The 20,531-nt window shown below is 53.7% G+C and carries 22 protein-coding genes; 12 read left to right on the top strand and 10 right to left on the bottom strand.

All coding sequences use genetic code 11. From position 1 onward, the window contains the following. The first annotated feature begins 78 nt into the window (after positions 1–78). The 3 genes from rsmI (at position 79) to gshB (ending at position 2,377) form a co-directional block, all read left to right on the top strand. Positions 79–942 carry a 16S rRNA (cytidine(1402)-2'-O)-methyltransferase gene (gene rsmI, locus GKR98_07310; protein ID QMU58020.1) on the top strand — a complete coding sequence of 288 codons (864 nt, stop codon included), beginning with the start codon at positions 79–81 and terminating at the stop codon, positions 940–942. Between the two features lie 62 nt (positions 943–1,004). Further along, a complete protein-coding gene (locus GKR98_07305) occupies positions 1,005–1,355 on the top strand; it encodes a hypothetical protein (GenBank protein QMU60010.1) in 351 nt (116 codons plus the stop codon). 77 nt (positions 1,356–1,432) lie between these two features. Next, the gene (gene gshB, locus GKR98_07300) at positions 1,433–2,377 is read left to right on the top strand and encodes a glutathione synthase (protein QMU58019.1); all 945 of its coding nucleotides are present in this window, start codon (positions 1,433–1,435) and stop codon (positions 2,375–2,377) included. Here gshB and GKR98_07295 read toward each other — a convergent pair. Beyond that, on the bottom strand, positions 2,360–3,877 hold the full coding sequence (locus GKR98_07295) for a YifB family Mg chelatase-like AAA ATPase (protein QMU58018.1): 1,518 nt from the start codon (positions 3,875–3,877) through the stop codon (positions 2,360–2,362). The two genes, gshB and GKR98_07295, sit on opposite strands and share 18 nt — an antisense overlap. A gap of 190 nt (positions 3,878–4,067) precedes the next feature. Between GKR98_07295 and GKR98_07290 the strand changes: the two genes are divergently transcribed. From GKR98_07290 to GKR98_07265, 6 genes are all read left to right on the top strand, one after another. Then, positions 4,068–4,946: an RNA polymerase factor sigma-32 gene (locus GKR98_07290; protein QMU58017.1), complete on the top strand. Its 879-nt coding sequence runs from the start codon at positions 4,068–4,070 to the stop codon at positions 4,944–4,946. 102 nt (positions 4,947–5,048) lie between these two features. Next, positions 5,049–6,245 (top strand): bifunctional phosphopantothenoylcysteine decarboxylase/phosphopantothenate--cysteine ligase CoaBC, encoded by a 1,197-nt coding sequence (coaBC, locus tag GKR98_07285; GenBank protein ID QMU58016.1) that lies wholly within the window; start codon positions 5,049–5,051, stop codon positions 6,243–6,245. 1 nt (position 6,246) lies between these two features. Then, on the top strand, positions 6,247–6,711 hold the full coding sequence (locus tag GKR98_07280; GenBank protein QMU60009.1) for a dUTP diphosphatase: 465 nt from the start codon (positions 6,247–6,249) through the stop codon (positions 6,709–6,711). Then, positions 6,711–7,772, top strand: coding sequence for a molybdopterin-synthase adenylyltransferase MoeB (moeB, locus tag GKR98_07275; GenBank protein QMU58015.1), 1,062 nt, complete (start codon positions 6,711–6,713; stop codon positions 7,770–7,772). Before GKR98_07280 ends, moeB begins: the two co-directional genes overlap by 1 nt. Positions 7,773–7,820: 48 nt before the next feature. Further along, the gene (locus GKR98_07270; protein ID QMU58014.1) at positions 7,821–9,842 is read left to right on the top strand and encodes a peptidase M3; all 2,022 of its coding nucleotides are present in this window, start codon (positions 7,821–7,823) and stop codon (positions 9,840–9,842) included. Continuing rightward, positions 9,839–10,669, top strand: coding sequence for an inositol monophosphatase (locus GKR98_07265; GenBank protein ID QMU58013.1), 831 nt, complete (start codon positions 9,839–9,841; stop codon positions 10,667–10,669). Before GKR98_07270 ends, GKR98_07265 begins: the two co-directional genes overlap by 4 nt. 48 nt (positions 10,670–10,717) lie before the next feature. Here the strand turns inward: GKR98_07265 and GKR98_07260 are convergent, their stop codons facing one another. The 3 genes from GKR98_07260 to trxB all read right to left on the bottom strand — a co-directional run bounded on the left by GKR98_07260 (position 10,718) and on the right by trxB (position 13,943). Continuing rightward, the gene (locus GKR98_07260; protein ID QMU58012.1) at positions 10,718–12,424 is read right to left on the bottom strand and encodes a bifunctional sulfate adenylyltransferase/adenylylsulfate kinase; all 1,707 of its coding nucleotides are present in this window, start codon (positions 12,422–12,424) and stop codon (positions 10,718–10,720) included. A gap of 260 nt (positions 12,425–12,684) precedes the next feature. After that, positions 12,685–12,834 carry a hypothetical protein gene (locus tag GKR98_07255; GenBank protein QMU58011.1) on the bottom strand — a complete coding sequence of 50 codons (150 nt, stop codon included), beginning with the start codon at positions 12,832–12,834 and terminating at the stop codon, positions 12,685–12,687. Between the two features lie 122 nt (positions 12,835–12,956). Next, positions 12,957–13,943 carry a thioredoxin-disulfide reductase gene (gene trxB / locus GKR98_07250; GenBank protein ID QMU58010.1) on the bottom strand — a complete coding sequence of 329 codons (987 nt, stop codon included), beginning with the start codon at positions 13,941–13,943 and terminating at the stop codon, positions 12,957–12,959. A gap of 178 nt (positions 13,944–14,121) precedes the next feature. On the opposite strand from trxB, the gene GKR98_07245 reads away from it, so the two are divergent. Continuing rightward, on the top strand, positions 14,122–14,622 hold the full coding sequence (locus GKR98_07245) for a winged helix-turn-helix transcriptional regulator (GenBank protein QMU58009.1): 501 nt from the start codon (positions 14,122–14,124) through the stop codon (positions 14,620–14,622). A gap of 2 nt (positions 14,623–14,624) precedes the next feature. Here the strand turns inward: GKR98_07245 and GKR98_07240 are convergent, their stop codons facing one another. The 4 genes from GKR98_07240 to GKR98_07225 form a co-directional block, all read right to left on the bottom strand. Then, complete coding sequence (locus tag GKR98_07240) at positions 14,625–15,188, bottom strand: type I secretion protein (protein ID QMU58008.1); 564 nt, start codon at positions 15,186–15,188, stop codon at positions 14,625–14,627. A 538-nt stretch (positions 15,189–15,726) separates the two neighbouring features. Continuing rightward, entirely contained in the window at positions 15,727–16,485 is a 759-nt protein-coding gene (gene pgeF, locus GKR98_07235; GenBank protein ID QMU58007.1) for a peptidoglycan editing factor PgeF, read from the bottom strand. Next, the gene (locus GKR98_07230) at positions 16,482–17,543 is read right to left on the bottom strand and encodes a class I SAM-dependent methyltransferase (protein QMU58006.1); all 1,062 of its coding nucleotides are present in this window, start codon (positions 17,541–17,543) and stop codon (positions 16,482–16,484) included. The genes pgeF and GKR98_07230 overlap by 4 nt, the downstream gene beginning before the upstream one ends. Continuing rightward, the gene (locus GKR98_07225; GenBank protein QMU58005.1) at positions 17,540–18,427 is read right to left on the bottom strand and encodes a prolipoprotein diacylglyceryl transferase; all 888 of its coding nucleotides are present in this window, start codon (positions 18,425–18,427) and stop codon (positions 17,540–17,542) included. The genes GKR98_07230 and GKR98_07225 overlap by 4 nt, the downstream gene beginning before the upstream one ends. 92 nt (positions 18,428–18,519) lie before the next feature. Between GKR98_07225 and GKR98_07220 the strand changes: the two genes are divergently transcribed. Next, positions 18,520–18,774, top strand: coding sequence for an accessory factor UbiK family protein (locus GKR98_07220; protein ID QMU58004.1), 255 nt, complete (start codon positions 18,520–18,522; stop codon positions 18,772–18,774). Positions 18,775–19,008: 234 nt separating this feature from the next. After that, entirely contained in the window at positions 19,009–19,512 is a 504-nt protein-coding gene (locus GKR98_07215) for a diacylglyceryl transferase (GenBank protein QMU60008.1), read from the top strand. Positions 19,513–19,620: 108 nt separating this feature from the next. Here GKR98_07215 and GKR98_07210 read toward each other — a convergent pair whose 3' ends face one another. Further along, positions 19,621–20,049 carry an SRPBCC domain-containing protein gene (locus GKR98_07210; GenBank protein QMU58003.1) on the bottom strand — a complete coding sequence of 143 codons (429 nt, stop codon included), beginning with the start codon at positions 20,047–20,049 and terminating at the stop codon, positions 19,621–19,623. Between the two features lies 1 nt (position 20,050). Beyond that, positions 20,051–20,374, bottom strand: coding sequence for a metalloregulator ArsR/SmtB family transcription factor (locus tag GKR98_07205; protein ID QMU60007.1), 324 nt, complete (start codon positions 20,372–20,374; stop codon positions 20,051–20,053). Positions 20,375–20,531: the final 157 nt, after the last annotated feature.

Here is a 20,531-nt window from a genome sequence, read left to right as displayed (position 1 = left end):
AAACCTTTTGTTGTGGCGGATACATACCTTGCGCGAACCTAGGCTTAATCAACGATCAAGTAAATCGCAGACCCCGCGATGACGGCAGAGAATGACCGACAAACACTGCCGGCCGGTTTGCACTTTGTTGCGACACCAATCGGCCACGCCCGTGACGTAACGTTGCGCGCATTGGACATTCTTCGAGATGCGGATGTGCTGGTCGCAGAAGACACAAGATCGCTGCGCAGGTTGATGGAGATACACGGCGTTCCATTGTCAGGACGACAAGTGCTTTCGTATCACGATCACAGCGGCTCAGGAGTAAGAGAAAAGCTAATCTCGTTGATACAGAGTGGGAAGTCGCTGGCATATGCCTCGGAAGCTGGCACTCCGCTTGTTTCGGACCCGGGTTTTGCACTTGGCCGAGACGCAGCTTCTGCCGGAGTGAATGTCACATCTGCTCCCGGAGCTTCCGCTGCCCTCGCTGCACTAACGGTGTCGGGGTTGCCAAGCGACTGCTTTGTGTTCGTCGGTTTTCCACCAACGACCAAGTCAGCTCGCGAGAAATTTCTAAAGAAATTTAAGGATATTCCCGGAACTTTGATCTTGTATGAGAGCCCGAAACGGCTGGGTCTGTTGTTGGAATCTGCAAGTGACGTGCTTGGGGCAGACCGTGACGCCGCAATCTGCCGAGAGCTGACAAAGAAGTTCGAAGAAGTTCGACGCGGCACTTTGAGCGAGTTGGTAGAGTCGCTTTCAAGCATGACGCAGAGGGGCGAAATCGTCGTCTGCATAGGCAAGGGCAGCGTGACCATAACGGACGAACAGGTTGCCGAAGAACTAAATCAAGCGCTTGAAACCATGAAACTTAAGCAGGCGGCTACCGAAGTTGCAGAGCGTCTGGGCGTGTCCAAACGGGACGTTTATCAGCTTGGGCTAGAGTTAAAGTCCGGAGCTTAATCGGTTCTTCGTGTAATTGGGTTATGCCTAGACCTTACAACGGAGCAGGCATGACCAGACAATTGCGCGGTTTGACGAACTACCATGATGGGCTGGCAGCTGAATCGGGCGTCGAGCGCGAGTATTGTGAACGTGGCGGCGAAATTGCCGCGCGCCGCTGGCGTGGCAAGTCTGGCGAAATAGACCTTGTCGTCCGTAAAGGTTCCGAGATCGTCTTCGTTGAAGTAAAGAAATCGCGCGATTTTGCCAAAGCTGCCGAACGCATCACCGCAGGTCAAATATTGCGCATTACACGCGCAGGCGAAGAATTTCTTGCAACGCAACCAATGGGGCAACTTACTAATACGCGGGTCGATGTCGCCCTGGTGAACGGGCAGGGCGAAACCCAGATAATCGAAAATGTAACACTCTGATCTGCCTTCGCGCACATTGCGTTGCGGGAATGGATGGGTCAGAACGCCCCTGAGCAAGAATGTCATGAGGTGTAGATATGCGTGTAGCAATCCAAATGGATCCTATCGAGAGTATCGACATCAATGCTGATTCATCTTTCAGAATCGCTGAAGAGGCGCAGTCACGCGGATCTGAGCTGTTTTACTATACTCCGGATCGACTATCCTGGGACGAGGGCAAGATCACCGCACGTGGTTGGCCGTTGACGGTTCGCCGTGAAGTCGGCAATCACTTCGATCTTGGCGCGGAAACGACGGTCGATCTGGCCGATTTTGATGTTGTCTGGCTGCGTCAGGATCCACCTTTTGACATGGGCTATATTACGACAACGCATCTACTGGATCAGCTTGCCGGATCGGCCCTGGTCGTCAACGATCCATTCTGGGTGCGAAATTATCCAGAGAAATTGCTGGTGTTTCAGTTTCCTGAATTGACACCTCCGACAACCATAGCCCGTGATCTGGATACCCTTCGGGCATTTCGCGAACGTCACGGCGATATTATCGTGAAGCCGCTTTATGGAAACGGCGGAGCAGGTGTTTTTCGCCTGACCCCGGATGATCGAAATTTTGCCAGTTTGCACGAGCTATTCACGGGCATTAATCGCGAGCCCTTAATTGCGCAAAAATTCGTGCCGGACGTCAGTAACGGTGACAAGCGAATTATACTTGTCGATGGGGACCCAATCGGTGCCATCAATCGTGTGCCCAAAGAAGGCGAAACAAGATCAAACATGCACGTTGGCGGACGTGCCGAGAAAATCGGATTGACCGAGCGCGACCTGGAAATATGTGCAGCGATTGGACCGCTGCTGAAAGAAAAGGGTCAGGTATTTGTCGGCATCGACGTTATCGGGAATTACCTGACAGAGATAAATGTTACCTCGCCAACGGGCATCCAGGAACTGGAGCGGTTTGACGGAACGAATGTTGCCGGTGCCATTTGGGATGCAATCGAGGCAAGATCAGCCAGCGCGGTCTGACAATATCCTATAACTCAAAGCCTCTGCAACGTGCTGGCGTGTGACATCGGTGTCGCCCGCCAGATCTGCGATGGTGCGGGAAACTTTTAAGACCCGGTGATATCCACGCGCCGAAAGCCCGATCTTTTCGGCTGCTTTCAACAATAGTGCACGCCCTTCATCATCTGGGCGGGCCACATCGTTCAGCAACTCACCAGAGATATCTGCGTTGACGCGAACTCCTTCCAGGTCAGCATATCGGTCTGCCTGTCGTTCCCGTGCTGATTGCACCCGCGCGGCTATTGTGGCTGAGGATTCGCTCGGATCTTGTGGCAGATCAAGATCGCTGAACGAAACCGGCGGCACTTCTATCCGGATGTCGAAGCGATCCATCAATGGGCCGGAAATTCGCCCCAGATAATCATCGCCACAGCCCGGCACTCGTGGGCAAGCGCGCGCCGGGTCAAACAAGTAGCCACATTTGCAGGGGTTGGCGGCGGCGATCAGAAGGAATCGACAGGGGTAGCGCACATGCGCATTTGCACGCGCCACCGTAACGTCACCGGTCTCAATCGGTTGGCGCAATGTTTCCAGGACGCCACGCGGGAACTCGGGAAATTCGTCCATAAACAGCACTCCATTGTGCGCCAGGCTGATTTCTCCGGGAAGTGCGCCTTTTCCACCGCCAACGATTGCAGCCATGGATGCTGTATGATGCGGAGCGCGAAATGGTCGGCGGCGCGAAATGCCGCCGGCATCAATCATTCCCGCGCGCGATTGTACCATGGAAGTTTCCAATGCCTCGCCGGGGCTGAGTGCCGGCAAGATGCCGGGTAAACGTGCCGCAAGCATGGATTTACCAGATCCCGGGGTGCCAACTAGCAACACGTGGTGTCGGCCAGCAGCAGCAATTTCCAAAGCGCGTTTGGCACGCTCTTGTCCACGAACATCGCGCATATCAGGAGTGTCCCAATTGGCGATGGCTTCGCCGGGAAGTGACAATGAGACAGGACAACTACCAGTGAGATGCGCGACCGCAGCCGCCAACGAGTTTGGCGCAACGACAGCTGTTTCGCTGACCCATGCTGCTTCAGCTCCGGATTGTGTTGGGCACATTAGCGTCCTTTGCGCCTCGGCTGCGGCCAGTGCGGCAGGTAATGCACCGGCAACAGGGACCAAACCACCATCCAAAGATAATTCCCCAAGTGCGACCAGTGTCTCAACCGAGTCTGCTGGCAGTATCCCAATGGCCGCCAAAAGCGATAGGGCGATTGGCAGATCAAGGTGCGAACCTTCTTTGGGAATGTCCGCTGGTGACAGGTTTACGGTAATTCGCTTGGACGGCAGCGCGATGGACATAGCACAAAGTGCCGCCCGAATCCGTTCACGCGCTTCCGAGACGGCCTTGTCCGGCAATCCCACAATAGAAAAGCTGGGAATGCCCGGTGAAAGCGCGCATTGCACTTCGACTAAACGGGCGTCGATGCCTTCAAAAGCAACTGTGTAGCTGCGTGCAACCATGATGGAGCCTTGTGTTTGCACCAATAGACCGTGGCAGCATTAACCGACGGTTAACTGCAAATCGAAAGTCCGGTTGGTGGGGCATTGTCGTTAATTTCAGTCAATTTTGATCTGAAATGGCGCGGCCACAGTATAAAATTATGAAGGCAAAGAAGTGCCCAACAAAATATGGGCAACAGGGAGATTCTGCATGGCGCTGGATGGTAACTTTAATCAACAACTTTCACGGGTTGCGATGAAGGCCGAATTATTGGACGCCGACACAGAGTTGCAACTGGCCTACGCTTGGCGCGATTGTCGCGACGAGGAGGCGCTTCACCGGCTGATTACGGCCTATATGCGGCTTGCAATCTCAATGGCATCAAAGTTCCGTCGCTATGGCGCGCCCATGAACGACCTTATTCAAGAAGCTGGTTTGGGCCTGATGAAAGCAGCGGAAAAATTCGATCCTGATCGCGGGGTCCGTTTCTCGACCTACGCTGTTTGGTGGATCAAAGCCTCGATCCAGGATCATGTCATGCGGAACTGGTCGATGGTGCGCACGGGCTCCACTTCTTCACAGAAATCGCTGTTCTTCAATCTGCGGCGCGTTCAGGCTCGTTTGGAACGGGAAGCTGCTGCGGCAGGCGAAGTTTTGAATCGTGAAGAGATGCGCCAGAAAATCGCAGCCGAGATTGGAGTTCCTTTACACGATGTAGAGATGATGGAAGGGCGGCTTTCCGGATCCGATTTCTCTTTGAACGCACTGCAATCCTCAGACGAAGACGGGCGCGAGTGGATTGACACACTCGAGGACGAAACGGCGCAGCAATCAGCCGAGGTTGAGCATCAAAAGGACCTTGAAACCATTCGTGAATGGTTGATCGGGGCCATGTCCTCGTTGAGTGATCGCGAGCAACTGATCGTTCGAGAGCGCAAGTTGCGTGACGTTCCCCGCACTCTTGAGTGTCTTGGAAATGAGCTTGGTTTATCAAAGGAACGCGTGCGCCAACTAGAAGCATCGTCATTTGCCAAAATGCGAAAGTCGTTGGAAAAAAGGTCCTCCGAAGTTACCGAGTTTCTAAACTAAACGATTCATATGTGGTTACTTGCCCTTACAAGCGCATCTCACGCGCTTGCCCCTTGCGCCTATGCCCCGTAACACTTGGAGCAACGCGCAAAAGGAAAAATCATGCTTGCAGGAAAGCGCATTCTACTTGTCATTGGTGGTGGTATTGCCGCCTTCAAATCGCTGGAACTCATTCGCCTGATCCGAAAATCCGGTGGTAGCGTTACCCCTGTATTGACTCGGGCTGCCCAGGAGTTTGTCACTCCGCTGTCAGCCTCGGCACTTGCAGCAGATAAGGTGTATGTTGATCTATTTGATCTCACTGATGAAGCAGAGATGGGACACATCGAATTGTCTCGTTCGGCCGATCTGGTCGTTGTTGCCCCCGCGACCTCAGACCTGATGGCGAAAATGGCCGGTGGACATGCAGACGATCTAGCTTCGACCATTCTTTTGGCAACTGACACTCCGGTATTAGTAGCTCCTGCAATGAATGTCAGAATGTGGCTGCATCCCGCTAATCAACGAAATGTCGCGACGCTCGAAGCCGACGGTATCCGCCGCATTGGACCAGATGAAGGGGACATGGCGTGTGGCGAATTCGGTCCGGGACGTATGGCCGAACCACAAGCAATTTACGACGCAATCGTAGATGCGCTGGCTGACGGCCCGCTTAAAGGCAGGCATGTATTGGTAACTTCCGGTCCAACTCACGAGGCAATTGACCCGGTGCGCTACATTGCCAACCGATCATCCGGCGCACAGGGCACGGCCATTGCATCGGCGCTATCGGCGCTTGGCGCGCGCGTTACGTTTGTAACCGGGCCTGCGGACACGCCTCCGCCCTCGGGCGTCACGGTAATGGCAGTCCAAAGTGCTCGCCAGATGCTGGACGCTGTGAACGCAAACCTGCCTGCCGACGCAGCGGTTTTTACCGCCGCTGTCGCTGACTGGCATGTGGCAATCGAGTCTGATGGCAAAATAAAAAAGGATAAAAGCGGGAACCCCCCGACGTTCGAGTTGATCGAGAACCCCGATATCTTGGCCAGCGTAAGTCAATTGGCTGAAGGCCGACCCAACCTTGTGATCGGTTTTGCGGCTGAAACGGACGACGTGTTGCAGAACGCTACAGCCAAGCGGCAACGCAAGGGGTGCGATTGGATTGTTGCAAACGACGTCTCTCCTGAAACCGGTATCATGGGCGGAACGCAAAATGCAGTTACAATTATCGACGCAGACGGCGCAGAGACTTGGCCAATGATGCCAAAAGACCAAGTTGCCCGAAAGCTGGCCGCGCGCATTGCCGAAGTTCTCACCTGAGATGACACCCGTCGTTCGTATACTGCGTTTACCGCAATCAGACCCGACGATTGCCCTGCCGAAATATGAAACTGCCGGTGCCGCCGGAGCAGATATCCGAGCGAATTTCTCGCAGGAGCAGCGGTCAGGCATGACTCTGTCACCAATGGAGCGCGCTCTTGTTCCTACGGGCGTGTCGGTTGAAATTCCCGCTGGATTCGAGGTTCAGATACGACCGCGTTCTGGTTTGGCTTTGAAAAAAGGCCTCGGGTTGGTCAATTCTCCGGGAACCATCGACAGCGACTACCGCGGCCCGTTGGGTGTAATTGTCATCAACTTAGGTGAGGAACCCGTTGAGATTGCTCACGGCGACAGGATTGCGCAACTTGTCGTCGCGCCAGTTGTGCAGGCGGACTTTGAAGAAAGCGAAACTCTCAATGCGACCGGACGAGGGGCCGAGGGTTTTGGTTCGACGGGGCTGAGCTGATGATCTTGGTTTTGGCATTAGCTGCAATTATTTGGGGTGTTGGGCATCTGTTGAAAGCTCCAACTGCAGTCCGAGTATTGATGCTGGCCTTACTTTACTTGGCAGTTCTGGCTGCACAACTATTGTTCCCAGATGGTCATTCCATACGCGTGGCGACAGGCGGTTCCCCGGGCGAATGGTTGATCGTAGGTGTACTTGCGTTGCTGGTGTGGGGCTATGTGCGCGGACTGCGGTATTTGAAAACTCAGGTCCGACCCGAGAACCTTGAAGGCAATTCTATGCAATCCAATGCCTCGACAAGTGAGCTGGAGCGTAACGCCCGCCACATTGTCTTGCGCGAGATTGGTGGACCCGGGCAACAAAAGTTAAAAAAGGCTCGTGTGCTTGTCGTCGGGGCCGGTGGACTGGGAGCACCTGCTCTTCAGTATCTGGCTGCGGCAGGAGTCGGAACGATTGGGGTTATCGACGACGACAAAGTCGAGAATTCAAACCTTCAACGTCAGGTTATCCATAACGACGACCGCATTGGTATGCCCAAGGTGTTTTCAGCTGAAATCGCCATGCGTGCGCAGAACCCGTTCATTGAAGTCAGACCGTTCAATCGCCGCATCAATTCGGACGTCGCCGATCAGATCATCGGTGACTTTGATCTGGTCCTGGATGGAACCGATGATGCGGATACTCGTTATCTGGTCAATGACGTGTGCACGCGGCTGAAGATTCCATTGATTTCGGCAGCGATCAGTCAGTGGGAAGGTCAGATCAGCGTCTTTGACCCATCGCGGCGCGCGCCGTGTTATCGATGCGTTTTTCCCGAGCAACCTGCTCAAGGTCTTGCTCCCAGTTGCGCAGAGGGTGGAGTTCTTGGTCCGCTTCCGGGTGTCGTTGGGTCGATGATGGCCGTTGAAGCAATAAAGTTTCTGGCGGGCGCCGGAGAGACCCTTTTGGGCCGCCTGATGATCTACGACGCACTATATGCGGATGTTCGGACGATCCGCATATCCCCTCGTCAGGACTGCGCGACCTGCGGCAGCGACGCGGTAGCAACTGGAAGCGGATAGGTCGCGACCATAGGTAACATCTGAATAGCAAATTGTATTGAGGCACCGATGAATAACCCCATCCTGGCTGATTGGACGACACCTTTTGGCCTTCCGCCATTTGATTTGATAACTGACGACGATTTTTCGCCCGCTTTGGATCAGGCTTTGGCCGATGCGCGCGCGGCGATCGGTGCAATTGCCGAAAACAGTGAATTACCGACTTTTGAAAACACGATCGAAGCGCTGGAGTTAGCAGACGAAACTCTGGGCAAAGTTCTGTCGGTATTTTTTAATCTTGCCGGAACGGATTCAAACTCGGTTCGCGAAGAGCTTCAGCGCGCATTCTCACCTAAGATATCTGAATTCTCGTCAGAAGTTTCCATGAATACGCGACTGTTTCAACGCATCGAAAGCCTTTGGGAGCAACGTGACAGCTTGACTCTGACGGCCGAGCAGTCACGCGTTTTGATGCTGACGCGCCGCGGATTTTTGCGCGCAGGAGCGAAACTTGAAGGAGGCGACAAAGATAGACTTAGTCAGATCAAGGCACGACTCGCAATTCTAGGAACGGACTTTACCCAAAATCTGCTGGCCGAAGAAAGATCGTGGTACCTGGATCTCGCCAGTGAAGACTTGGAAGGGCTGCCGGATTTTCTGATCTCTGCCGCAAAGGCCGCCGGTCAGGAGAAAGACAGGTCCGGCCCGGTAATTACCCTTTCCAGATCCTTGATTGTGCCGTTCCTGCAATTCTCCAGTCGTAGAGACCTCCGCGAAAAAACGTGGCGGGCATGGACTTCGCGCGGCGCTAACGGTGGTGAAACCGACAATCGCGCGATCACTGCCGAAATATTGGCCTTGCGTCACGAGCGGGCGGCTCTTTTGGGGTATGCCGATTTTGCAAAATACAAACTTGAAACCGAAATGGCCGGTGCGCCCAGTGCTGTTGAAGACTTGCTGATGCAAGTTTGGGAACCAGCTCGTGCAACGGCTTTGCAAGACGCCGAGGTTTTGGGTGAAATGATGCGTGCCGATGGCGACGACAGTGTTTTCGAACCTTGGGATTGGCGGTACTACAGCGAACGTCGCCGCGTCGCCGAACACGATCTGGATGAGGCCGAACTAAAGTCGTATCTGCAGTTGGACCGTATGATCGAGGCTGCATTTGACTGTGCCGGGCGTCTATTTGGAATTACCGCCGAACCGATTGACGTCCCATTAAATCACCCAGATGCCCGCGCTTGGGAAATTTCGCGCGACGGTAAACACTTGGCTGTTTTCATAGGCGATTACTTCAATCGTGGTTCCAAGCGTTCAGGCGCTTGGTGTTCTGCGCTTCGATCACAGCGCAAGCTAGGCGGCGACGTTCGACCGATTGTCATAAACGTCTGTAATTTCGCCAAACCTCCAGAAGGCCAGCCAGCATTGCTCAGCTTTGACGACGCGCGCACCTTGTTTCACGAGTTCGGCCACGCGCTGCACCAAATGCTGAGCGACGTCACATATGAAAGTATTTCAGGTACCAGCGTCGCACGTGATTTTGTCGAATTGCCCAGCCAGCTTTTTGAGCACTGGCTCGAAGTCCCAGAAGTGCTTGCGAAATATGCGACGCATGCCGAGACAGGCGCACCCATGCCCGAGCATCTTCTGAAAAATCTTCTGAACGCCGCAACCTATGACATGGGATTTCAAACGGTCGAGTATGTCGCGTCAGCTCTGGTTGATTTGGATTTCCATCGGGGTGACCCCCCTTCTGATCCGATGCAGCGACAGGCAGAGGTTCTTGATCGCATAGGCATGCCCCACGCCATTCCAATGCGCCACGCAACGCCGCATTTTGCACATGTGTTTTCCGGTGACGGATATTCCAGCGGATATTACAGCTACATGTGGTCGGAAGTCATGGATGCTGATGCATTTCAGGCCTTTGAAGAAGTCGGAGATCCCTTTGATCCGGCAACGGCGGCGAAACTGGAGCACCAGGTTCTTTCTAGCGGTGGCAGCAAGGACGCCGCTGAACTTTATACTGCTTTCCGGGGCCGAATGCCTGGTCCGGATGCGATGTTGAAAGGGCGGGGATTGTCTGAGTGAACATCAACGCATCCACTGAGGCACGACTTGTCGCACTGGTGCGTCAGGTTGCGACTAAAGAGATTTTGCCGCGATTTATGGCGCTCGCCCCTAACGAAATCGAAACGAAGACCCACGCCGATGATCTGGTGACCGTTGCCGACCGCGAAGCGGAGCGATGCCTAACCCAAGGTATTCAGGACATTATTCCCCACGCAGTCGTCATTGGCGAAGAAGCCGTGTCTGCGGGTGCGGCTTTGCTTTCTGACGTTGCCGATGCGGAAGTTTGTGTGTTGGTCGACCCAGTCGATGGCACCTGGAATTTTGCCAATGGATTGCCATTGTTCGGGGTCATGCTGGCGGTTGTTGCTCAAGGGCATACGTTGTGGGGACTGATCTACGACCCGATGTCGGATGACTATGTCGTTGCTCAGCGCAATGAAGGTGCGCGACACGTTTCCAAGAATGGGGTGGAGACACAGCTTAATTTCGGCAAGAGCCGCATAGTTGCATCCAAGGCAACCGGGTATGTGCACGCGACAAGTTTCACCGGCTCTGAACGCTCGAAGGTTTTCGATTGCATTCCCACATTTGCGAAGGCTGACTCCCTGCGGTGTTCGGCACACGAGTATCGTTTGCTCGCACGAAACGTGGTCGACTTTGTGGTTTCACCAATATTGACGCCATGGGATCACGCTGCTGGCTGTTTGGTCGCCCAGGAATGCGGTGGCATTGCGCGTTTTACCTCCGGCATCAACTACACGCCCACACAGCATGAAGGACGGCTCATCGTTGCCAAATCTGAGAATGACTGGCACCAGATATCGGATATTTTTGATCTGCGATGATAGCCGCGCCCGCGGGCCCATCTGATTACTCTAAAGGCCCGCCTTTACTTAGCCGGCAACCAATCCCAGTTGCTCAAGTTTCAGCAGAACTTGATGCGCACAGTGATCGACCTCGACATTCTCGGTGTCCAGACGCACCTCAGGAGAATCTGGGATGTCATAAGGGTCAGAAATGCCAGTGAATTCTGCGATTTTCCCTTCGCGAGCCAGCTTATAAAGACCTTTGCGATCGCGACGTTCACATTCTTCCAGAGAAGTCGCGACGTGTATCTCCAAAAATGCGCCAAACTGTTCGATGTCTTCGCGGACGGCACGACGCGTTGTTGCGTAAGGCGCAATTGGTGCGCAGATTGCGATACCGCCGTTCTTGGTGATTTCGCTGGCGACGTAACCAATACGCCGAATGTTCAGGTCGCGGTGCTCTTTCGAGAAGCCCAACTCGGATGACAGGTTTTTTCGCACGATGTCGCCATCCAATAGTGTGACGGGTCGGCCTCCCATTTCCATGAGCTTGACCAAAAGAGCATTGGCTATTGTAGATTTTCCAGATCCGGACAAACCGGTGAAAAAGACAGTGAACCCCTGTTTCGAGCGGGGCGGATACCGGCGTCGCAATTCGTTTACGACTTCGCCGAACGAAAACCACTCGGGAATTTCCAGGCCCTCGCGCAGTCTGCGACGCAATTCGGTTCCGGAAATATTCAGGACTGTCGCGTTCTTTTCAACTTCGTCAGCCGGTTCATATTGTGCGCGGTCCTGCACAAAGACCATGTGTTTGAAATCAACCATTTCGATGCCGATTTCGTCCTGATGTTTGCGGAATAGTTCTTGCGCGTCGTAAGGGCCGTAAAAATCTTCACCAGCCGAATTCATTCCGGGACCGGCGTGATCGCGTCCTATGATCATGTGGGTACAGCCATGATTTTTGCGGATCAGGCCATGCCAAACCGCTTCACGGGGACCTGCCATACGCATCGCCAGATTCAAAAGGCTCATGGTCGTTGTCGCGGCTGGGTATTTATCCAACACTGCCTCGTAGCAGCGGACCCGCGTGAAATGGTCAACGTCACCAGGTTTTGTCATGCCGACAACAGGATGGATAAGCAGGTTGGCCTGAGCCTCTTTCGCCGCCCGGAACGTCAGTTCCTGATGAGCGCGATGAAGAGGATTGCGGGTTTGAAATGCCACAACGCGCCGCCAACCCAATTTGCGAAAATATGCGCGCAACTCATTCGGGGTGTCGCGGCGCATCTTGAAATCATAATGCACCGGCTGCTGAATACCTGTGACCGGACCGCCCAGATAAACTGGACCCGCCTGATTGTGTAGATAATTTACAGCTGGATGCGCAGAGTCGTCCGCGCCAAACACTTTCTCAGCTTCAGCGGATTTGTCAGGCGACCATTGATCCGTGACAGACATAATCGCCAGGATCACACCTTCCTGATCGCGTAGGGCAATGTCCTGGCCCGGATTTACGGTCTCAGCGAAATTTTGCGATACATCCAGCGTGATAGGCATTGGCCAAAGCGTGCCATCCGCAAGGCGCATGTTGTCGAGGACACCGTTATAGTCAGCCTCGTTTAGAAATCCCTTCAGCGGGTTGAACCCGCCATTCATCAATAGTTCCAGATCGCAAATTTGACGAGGCGTCAGGTCCCACGACGGCAACTCGCCGGCATCGACTTTTAGTTTTTGCGCACTTTCGTAGGAAACGAAAAGTTCAGGGATTGGGGCGTGAGTTGGGTGCAGCATGGCCTGTTTCTTAAGCTGAAATGATTTGGTGGACGTAAATAACCAAGCGCGCGGCGACGCAAGCCCAGAATTTGGTCAAATTTTCCTATTGGGAAATGCGTAGTTACAGCGATTGGCGAAACTGAAAATGATGACGCCAAGAGCTGAAAGTGAAAGGATACGCGCGCTAAAACTTTAATTTACTGACGGGAAGAGTGCTCAGAAACCAATGAGGCGCAGCCCGCAAACTGCGCCTCAATGACATGATTAATAATAGAAGATTACTTTTTCATCATCTCGCCGTCATCCATCATGGCGTCTTTGTCCATCATGGCCTCATCTTTCATCATTGCTTCGTCGTCGTGCGTTTCGCAGGCCGCCAAAGTTCCAAGTAAGGACAAAACAATAACTGACTTCGCAATAGTGCTCATGGGTTCTCCCTCATTTCGTTAGTTGGGTAAGTCCAACATGCCGAAAGGAGCACAGCCCGCTGTGCAATCCTACCTAGGGTCACGCACTGGTGACCCTGCGTGAAGTGACTGAAATATTGAGGTTATTCTGCGGCACTGACCGCTACGGTTGGGGTCTGTTCGGCTTCTTCTTCTTGTTCCGCAAGAAAGCGTTCAGCCTCAAGCGCCGCCATGCATCCCATGCCTGCAGACGTCACCGCCTGACGATAAACGTGGTCGGTAATGTCGCCGGCAGCAAAGACACCGGGAATGGAAGTCGCCGTTGAGTCTGGTGCTGTCACAACATAGCCGCCATTGTGAAGCTCCAGTTGGTCCTTGACCAATTCGGAAGCCGGTGCATGGCCAATAGCCACAAAAAACCCTTTGCAGGGGATCTCTGTGATCTCACCAGTTGATACATGCTTGGCACGGACGCCTTCCACCCCGCGAGGATTGTTCCCGCCAATCACCTCATCAACACTGTGGTCCCAGAGAACTTCGATCTTCTCGTTCTTGAATAGACGGTTTTGCAGAATTTTTTCCGCGCGAAGCGAATCACGACGGTGAATCAGTGTAACCTTCGATGCAAATTTAGTAAGAAACAGAGCTTCCTCAACAGCCGTGTTTCCGCCGCCAATGACCACAACTTCCTGACCTCGATAAAAGAACCCGTCGCAGGTCGCGCAAGCGGATACGCCAAAGCCTTTGAAGTGTTCCTCGGATGGCAATCCAAGCCATTTTGCTTGCGCGCCAGTCGCCAGAATTAGGGCGTCGGTCGTGTAGGTGGTGCCGCCGTCGCCTTGTGCCGTGAATGGTCGCGCCGACAAGTCAACCGACTGAATATGATCGGAAATGATTTCGGTTTCGACGCTGCGAGCATGAGCTTCCATGCGTTGCATAAGGTCTGGACCTTGCACCTCTATGTCGCCAGGCCAGTTCTCGACTTCTGTTGTGATCGTCAATTGCCCGCCCGGCTGAATGCCCTGAACAAGAACCGGTTTTAGCATGGCGCGACTGGCGTAGACGGCCGCTGTATACCCTGCAGGGCCAGAGCCAATTATCAGAACTCGGCTATGCTTTGTCTCGCCCATGGTGATCCCCTTTTTGTCGGCAGCCAGACTGATATAGACGCAGTAAAAAGCGACTAAAAGGGGCGTCGCGCAGAGTTGACCCTTCATTGGGCATCTCTTAAGAATATTGCGCAGAATTGAAATATTATTGCGCGGCCAACGATGCCCGCATACACTTCCGAAAAATCTGGGAGGATTCATGCCAGGCAATAAGCTGGACCCAATCGATCGAATGATCCTTGCCGAACTTCAGGCAGATGGGCGCATGACCAATGTCGAACTGGCTTCGCGGGTAGGAATCTCTGCGCCACCATGTTTGCGCCGAGTGCGGACATTGGAAGATCAGGGATACATTCGCGGTTATCATGCCGCCGTTGACGCCAGATCTTTAGGATTTGAAGTGCAGGTCTTCGCTATGGTTGGCCTTCAAAGTCAGGCCGAAGTGGATCTTGTGGCATTTGAAAACCTTTGTCGGTCAATGCCGTTGGTACGTGAATGTCATATGCTGAACGGTGAAGTCGACTTCATTTTGAAATGCGTCGCGCCCGATCTGTCGACTTTCCAAAGGTTCTTGACCGAGGAACTGACCGCCGCGCCAAATGTCGCAAGCGTTAAGACATCATTGGTCATTCGCGACGCAAAGGACGAACCCGGTGTTCCTTTTGACGTTTTGGAAGATCGTTTGAACCAAACGGCCTGAGATTACATCAGACCGTCAAGTTCCTCGACGGTGATACGGGGCGCAGCAAGGCGCCCGAAGCCAGAGATTCCTGAAAGGTAAGGAAAGAACTTCAAATAGTAGCGCATCATTTCGTCTGAAAGTGATAGCGCAACGTCCGGACCCGGATGATATGTCTCAACCTCCAATCCGGCAGCCAAGATCGTTTCGTGGTTTTCGCAAGCCAAATGATAGACTTTGGTCGGGGCAACTGGTGTCACTTCAATAACCGACATTCCATCTGCACCGGTCGACAGCGGAACCAACGCGGCTTCTGCGCCCAACGCCGCCCGCACCTTGGGATCACGATTGAATCTGCGGGCGTGAGGTCCAAATGTTTGGTCTTGAACGGGGCGACCCAGGCCGAACGCATCAGACATCACGCGATAGAGATGGTCGGGTTCATCGTTCATTGATGGTGCGCCCGGAACTAAGGTGATCGCACCTTTCCAGATCAACTCGGCTGTACGACCATTTGCACATTCCAGCATGGTGCCTGGCATCAAGTCTTCGACTGCAACCGGACCTTCGGTGGTCTGAACCAGGATGCCATGCGCAAATGCTCCGAATGCCTGCTCAAAACGGGCAGAGCGGGCGCTACGCGCGTGGCGTCATGAATTTGTCCGTCTTCGATCCATTCCGTCTCAAAGCGCCGGGTCAGTTTGGAATTAACCGGAACCGAAACCGGGCGGCTATAGCGCCGCACGCTCCAGCGGGGTTGCGAACGCGGACGGTCCTTTATCTTTTCCGGAAAGGGCGGCAGCGTAGGTGGATTGAAACTCATGACATCAACCTTTCAGCGGTTGTTATTGGATCGGCTCGCCACATTTTTGGCGCATTGCTCTTAAGCTCGGGCATCTTCGGCGGGCCTCGGTTTTAACCGTTTGAGCTTCTCGGGTCTTTGATAAGGCAGTGGTGGCAAGCCTTCCCCAGTCGTTGAAATGAGGCGTTTCATCCAGCGAGGCTTGGCGTTCATCACAGTCTCCGTCATAGAAATGGCAGCGGCAGTTGCCGTTGATCTGTCACCAACTTGCACATGAAAATGGGCAATGGCGTGACGGTTTCAGGGTGGTTTGTAGAGAGTTTCTAAAGGCGAATTGCTGAAATCAATCGACCGTAGTCCGCTTCTTTCTGATGAACAGAACGGCGATAGGAATAGAACTTAGCCGGATCGGAATAAGTGCAATGCCGCGTCCATTCGGCATGTTCGATGCCGGCAACACGTAATCGATGCAAGCCATAGGATGGCAAATCGAATTGGTAGCGATCGCCATTCCCATTCGCAAAAAAGCGTGAATTTCCGGCATCGTCGTCTAAAAATGTCTCTAGGAATTCTGGCCCAACTTCATAAGCTTTTTGGCTAATCGACGGGCCAATAACCGCGCGGATGGCTTCGCGTGTTGCTCCCAGTTTTTCCATCGACTCTATGGTCGCCTCCAGAACGCCTGACATCGCGCCTTTCCATCCCGCGTGAGCGGCCCCGATAACTCTGGATTGTGGATCGGCGAAAAGGACGGGCTGGCAGTCAGCAGTCAAAACTGCCAATGCAATGCCGAATTGGTCGGTGACCATTGCGTCTGCCTTTGCCACGTCGGGTTGCCCGTCGGTTCCGACAGTCGCAACGATTGCGGAGTGCACTTGATGAACCCCCGTTAAACGTTCGGAACCAACGTCCATCGCATTGGCCACCCGCTGGCGGTTGATGACAACGATTTCCTGTTGATCCGAGGACCCCATTCCACAATTTAATCCCTCAAAAATACCGGACGACGCGCCACCTTTGCGGGTGAAAAACCCATGCCTTTGGTCGCTCAGTAAATCGGAAGTCAGGATTTCAAGCGTCACATCGAAACTCCGGGCGGTATTGGGGTGTCAGGCGCGAACAGCGCAATCACTTTGAAGAGCGTTCCCATTTCTGCCGCGTGGGTCAAGCGGCGATGTGCTGCAATATGCGTGTCTAATGGCTGGCCTTCCAGGTTCGCGGCCAGTGCTCTTGCACGCTCGGTAATACCAAGGCGCTCCAAAAACATGCCCTGTGGCGTGGAAGCCGACGTGGCGGCGGGATGAGACGCCAGCGCCAGTGCACCAAAATCAACATGGGCAGTCAAATCAGCCATTCCAGGTGTTTCAAGCGGGTCGATCTTTTTGTGGGCTTTCAGCGCTTGAAACGTATCGCCCAAAGAAATTTCACTTCCATAATCAAAGATGTAAGCGACGCCACCTTCGTCAAAAATTCGTTGCCCAATTGATCGAACGGTTGCTGTTGTTGAAGTAGAGGTCTCAACAAGATCGCCATTCTTCGTGTCGGCAAGTCTTGCGTTCAGCAACTCCGGTTTCATGGGGTCGGACAGACCAAAAGCCAAAACCTCATCGACTATTCCGATGACCCTTTCACGCCATCCATCGCCGTCACGCAAAAACTGACGAATTGGAAGTGCGTCAAAGAATTCGTTCGCAATCAGGAATACCGGTCCCGCCGGAACGCTTTCGAACGAATCGTGGTGGGTCAATGGGTGCTTTATCGCGCCCTTTTGGGCTGCTTTGAGATTTAGGGAGCCTTCGATCAAATGCAGCTGTGCGCCTTCGTGAAAACCTTGGACGTGCTTTGTTGCGCGCATAATATCAGCCATCAGGGTTCCCCGACCCGGCCCCAGCTCAACCAGGTTGAAAGGGGTAGGAGCACCGCGATCCATCCATGACTGCGCCAATGCAAGCCCAACCAACTCTCCGAACATCTGACTGATGTCAGGGGCGGTTATGAAATCGCCCTTTGCTCCAAAGGGATCGCGTGTCGTGTAGTAGCCGTCTTCGGGATGCATCAGGCAGGTAGTCATGTATTCTGCCACGGTCATGGGCCCGGCCGCGCGAATACGCGAAATTAACAGATCTTTGAGCCTGCTCATGCCCGCCTGCGGGCCAGAACGACAAATGCAAGACCGATAAGGATCATAGGTGTCGACAAAAGTTGCCCCATCGAAAAGCCGAAATCACTGATGAACAACACCCGACCCAGCGGGTTTTCAGGTGTCATGAATTGCGCGTCCGCGACCCGAAAGAACTCGACGAAAAATCGCGCTGCACCGTAACCTGCAAGGAATAACCCGCAAATTGCGCCCGGCGTGCGCAACCATCCACGCGCAAAGGCAAGCCAAAGTAGGAACAGGCCCAGTACAAGACCTTCAAGCCCTGCCTCGTAAAGCTGGGAAGGGTGCCGCGCACAAAGACCTTCGACACCGGGGCAATCCTGCGCCGCGACACCGGGGAATATGACACCCCATGCGACGTCGGTTGGACGGCCCCATAGCTCGGCGTTGATAAAATTGGAAATTCGACCAAGCATCAACCCGGCGGGAGCTGCCAGTGCAAGTGCATCGGCCAATTTAGGAATTGGGATGCCATTGCGGCGCGCAAATAGCACACCTGCAACAACCACACCCAAAAACCCACCATGAAACGCCATCCCGCCCTGCCAAACTTTCGGAATATCGCCAGGATTCGAAAGAAAGTGAGCCGGGTCATAAAACAACACGTAACCCAGGCGACCACCCAGGATGATGCCGATGATCATCCAGGTCACCAAATCATCCAGCGCAGGCCGACCCATCGGCGCTTGTTTGTCTGGCCAAAGTCCGGGCCGTTTCAGCGCCTGAGCGATGATCTGAAACCCGATGATGACGCCGGCGATATAGGCCAGCGCGTACCAGCGGATAGCAAGTGTGATCGGACCGAGTGGGATCTCAATTAACGTCGGCGAGATTTCGGGAAATGGGATCGAAAGCAACATGATGAACGTGAAGTGGCAGGGCCAAAGGGCGCCGTCAACCTTGTGAAGCGCTGACGAGTTCCCATATACGTGATGTGAAAGTATTCGGAGGCGTTATGCAGACCCGCAACAAGATTTTTGACGACATCTCGCAGCTTATGACCAATGCCATGGGCGTGGCCCAGGGAGCAAAGGATGAAGCCGAGACAGCAATGACCGGTATGATTGAACGTTGGCTGGCGGATCGGGATTTCGTGACGCGCGAGGAATTTGACGCGGTTCGGGCCATGGCGCAAAAAGCCCGTGAGGAAAACGAAGCCCTAAAAGCGCGCATGGATGTGCTTGAGGCGGAGGCCAAAACCGACGCCTGATCATTGCTAATTAATGTGTTGCAAAGCCCGCAGGCTGCTGCGGGCTTTTGTGTTTGTGGTCCTACACAAATTGGATGCGTCCAATAGTCGATTCTGGAAATTAGTCCTTTACAGAATCCCGCTTCTCCCCCACCATATCTCGTAAGGTTCGGAGGTGAATCTACCGAACCTAGAGCAGGCACCAAGCTGTGGTGGCCAATGACGCTGCCCAGCAAAACAAAAAATGAGGCCGGTATGTCGCTTTCCGAGCAGTATTTCTCGACTGATGAACTTCACCCAATTGATATAGTTGAACATCTTGCCGAGCATCACGAGTGGGATTTTGACCGCGTGGCGGACGATCAGATTGCAATGGCCGTTGAAGGGCAATGGCGGACCTATTCGATCACATTGGCCTGGTCAGCACAGGACGAGACTTTGCGTTTGATCTGCACATTTGAAATGGATCCTCCCAAGGAAAAACTGCCCGCGCTATTTGAAACGCTGAATGCCACCAACGACATGTGCTGGGCTGGGGCGTTTGCTTACTGGTCGGCGCAAAAACTGATGGTTTGGCGGTATGGTCTGGTTCTGGCTGGCGGACAAATCGCCGGACCAGAGCAGATTGATACAATGATCCGTGCAGCGGTTATGTCAGCCGAGCGTTTTTACCCCGCATTCCAATTGGTGGCTTGGGGCGAAGAGTCACCGGAAGATGCGATGCGCGTTGCTATTGCAGAAGCCTACGGCACCGCTTAACTTTGGGTTATGCTTCGCTGGTTTGCGTGTATGTGACCTTTCCCCCTGGTCTGCAGACTGGCAAAATCGACCGGGTCGCCAGTGCGGCCCGGTCATTTCGTTTTGGGGTCAGGCTGCGGAGCTGCGAAGGCGCGCAAAATGTTCGTCCCAGCCCTTGTCCAGCGCTGCAAACAACGGCGCGGCATTCCCTGTAACAGCTTCGGCGATACCATCGTGCGTGACGGTCACCATTGTAGAGTCGCCTATAGGCGTCAGGTCCCAGGTCACGGTGCTCTCACGCCCCTCGAAGGGTCCGATGACGAACGTGCAGACCAATCGGATTGGACGTTTCATTTCCAGAACACGGCCCCAAACCTGAGGCTTTGGACTGTCCGGATTATCACCACCTATCAGGCTGTAATCTGCGCCTTCGGTCAAATCTGCCTGGGCCGGATGATACCAGGTGCCTAGCTTTTCCCTGTCGGTCAGATAGGACCAGACTTTGTCTGGGTTTGAATTGATCACAATGGTTTTTACGAGCGAGTTCGAATCTGGCATTTCATTTTTCCTGTTTATTTTGGTCGTCTGCCTCGACGGCGTCTTTCAGTGCCGAAAGACGGTCATTCCAGAAGTGGTCAAAGTGATTGAGCCAATCGGCGACAGATTTTAGTGCCAATGGCTGCAATTGATTGATGCGATCGCGCCCGCTTTGGTGTGTTGCTATGACACCGCCGTCTTCCAGAACGATCAGGTGCTTTTTGACTGCCGCGCGGGTCATGTCGAAATGACCTGCAACCTCTGCTATGGTCATATCTTCCTGCGCCAAAAGAGAGATTATGCCGCGTCGGGTTGGATCGGCCAGTGCGCGGAATGCGGGTTGGATTGCCGCCTCGGATGCGGGGCTCACAGGGATGACCGATGAAGCGATGGATGGTTGGTTGGCATGGTGGACTCCTATATGATACTAAATGGTATTACTTCACTTATGATACCAAAAGGTATTATGTCAACCCGTCTATCGATAAATTCCCGGGGCGCTT

Origin of the sequence: Boseongicola sp., assembly GCA_014075275.1 — a bacterium.
Classification (GTDB): Bacteria; Pseudomonadota; Alphaproteobacteria; order Rhodobacterales; family Rhodobacteraceae.
This window is presented reverse-complemented; position numbering and strand designations above follow the sequence as displayed.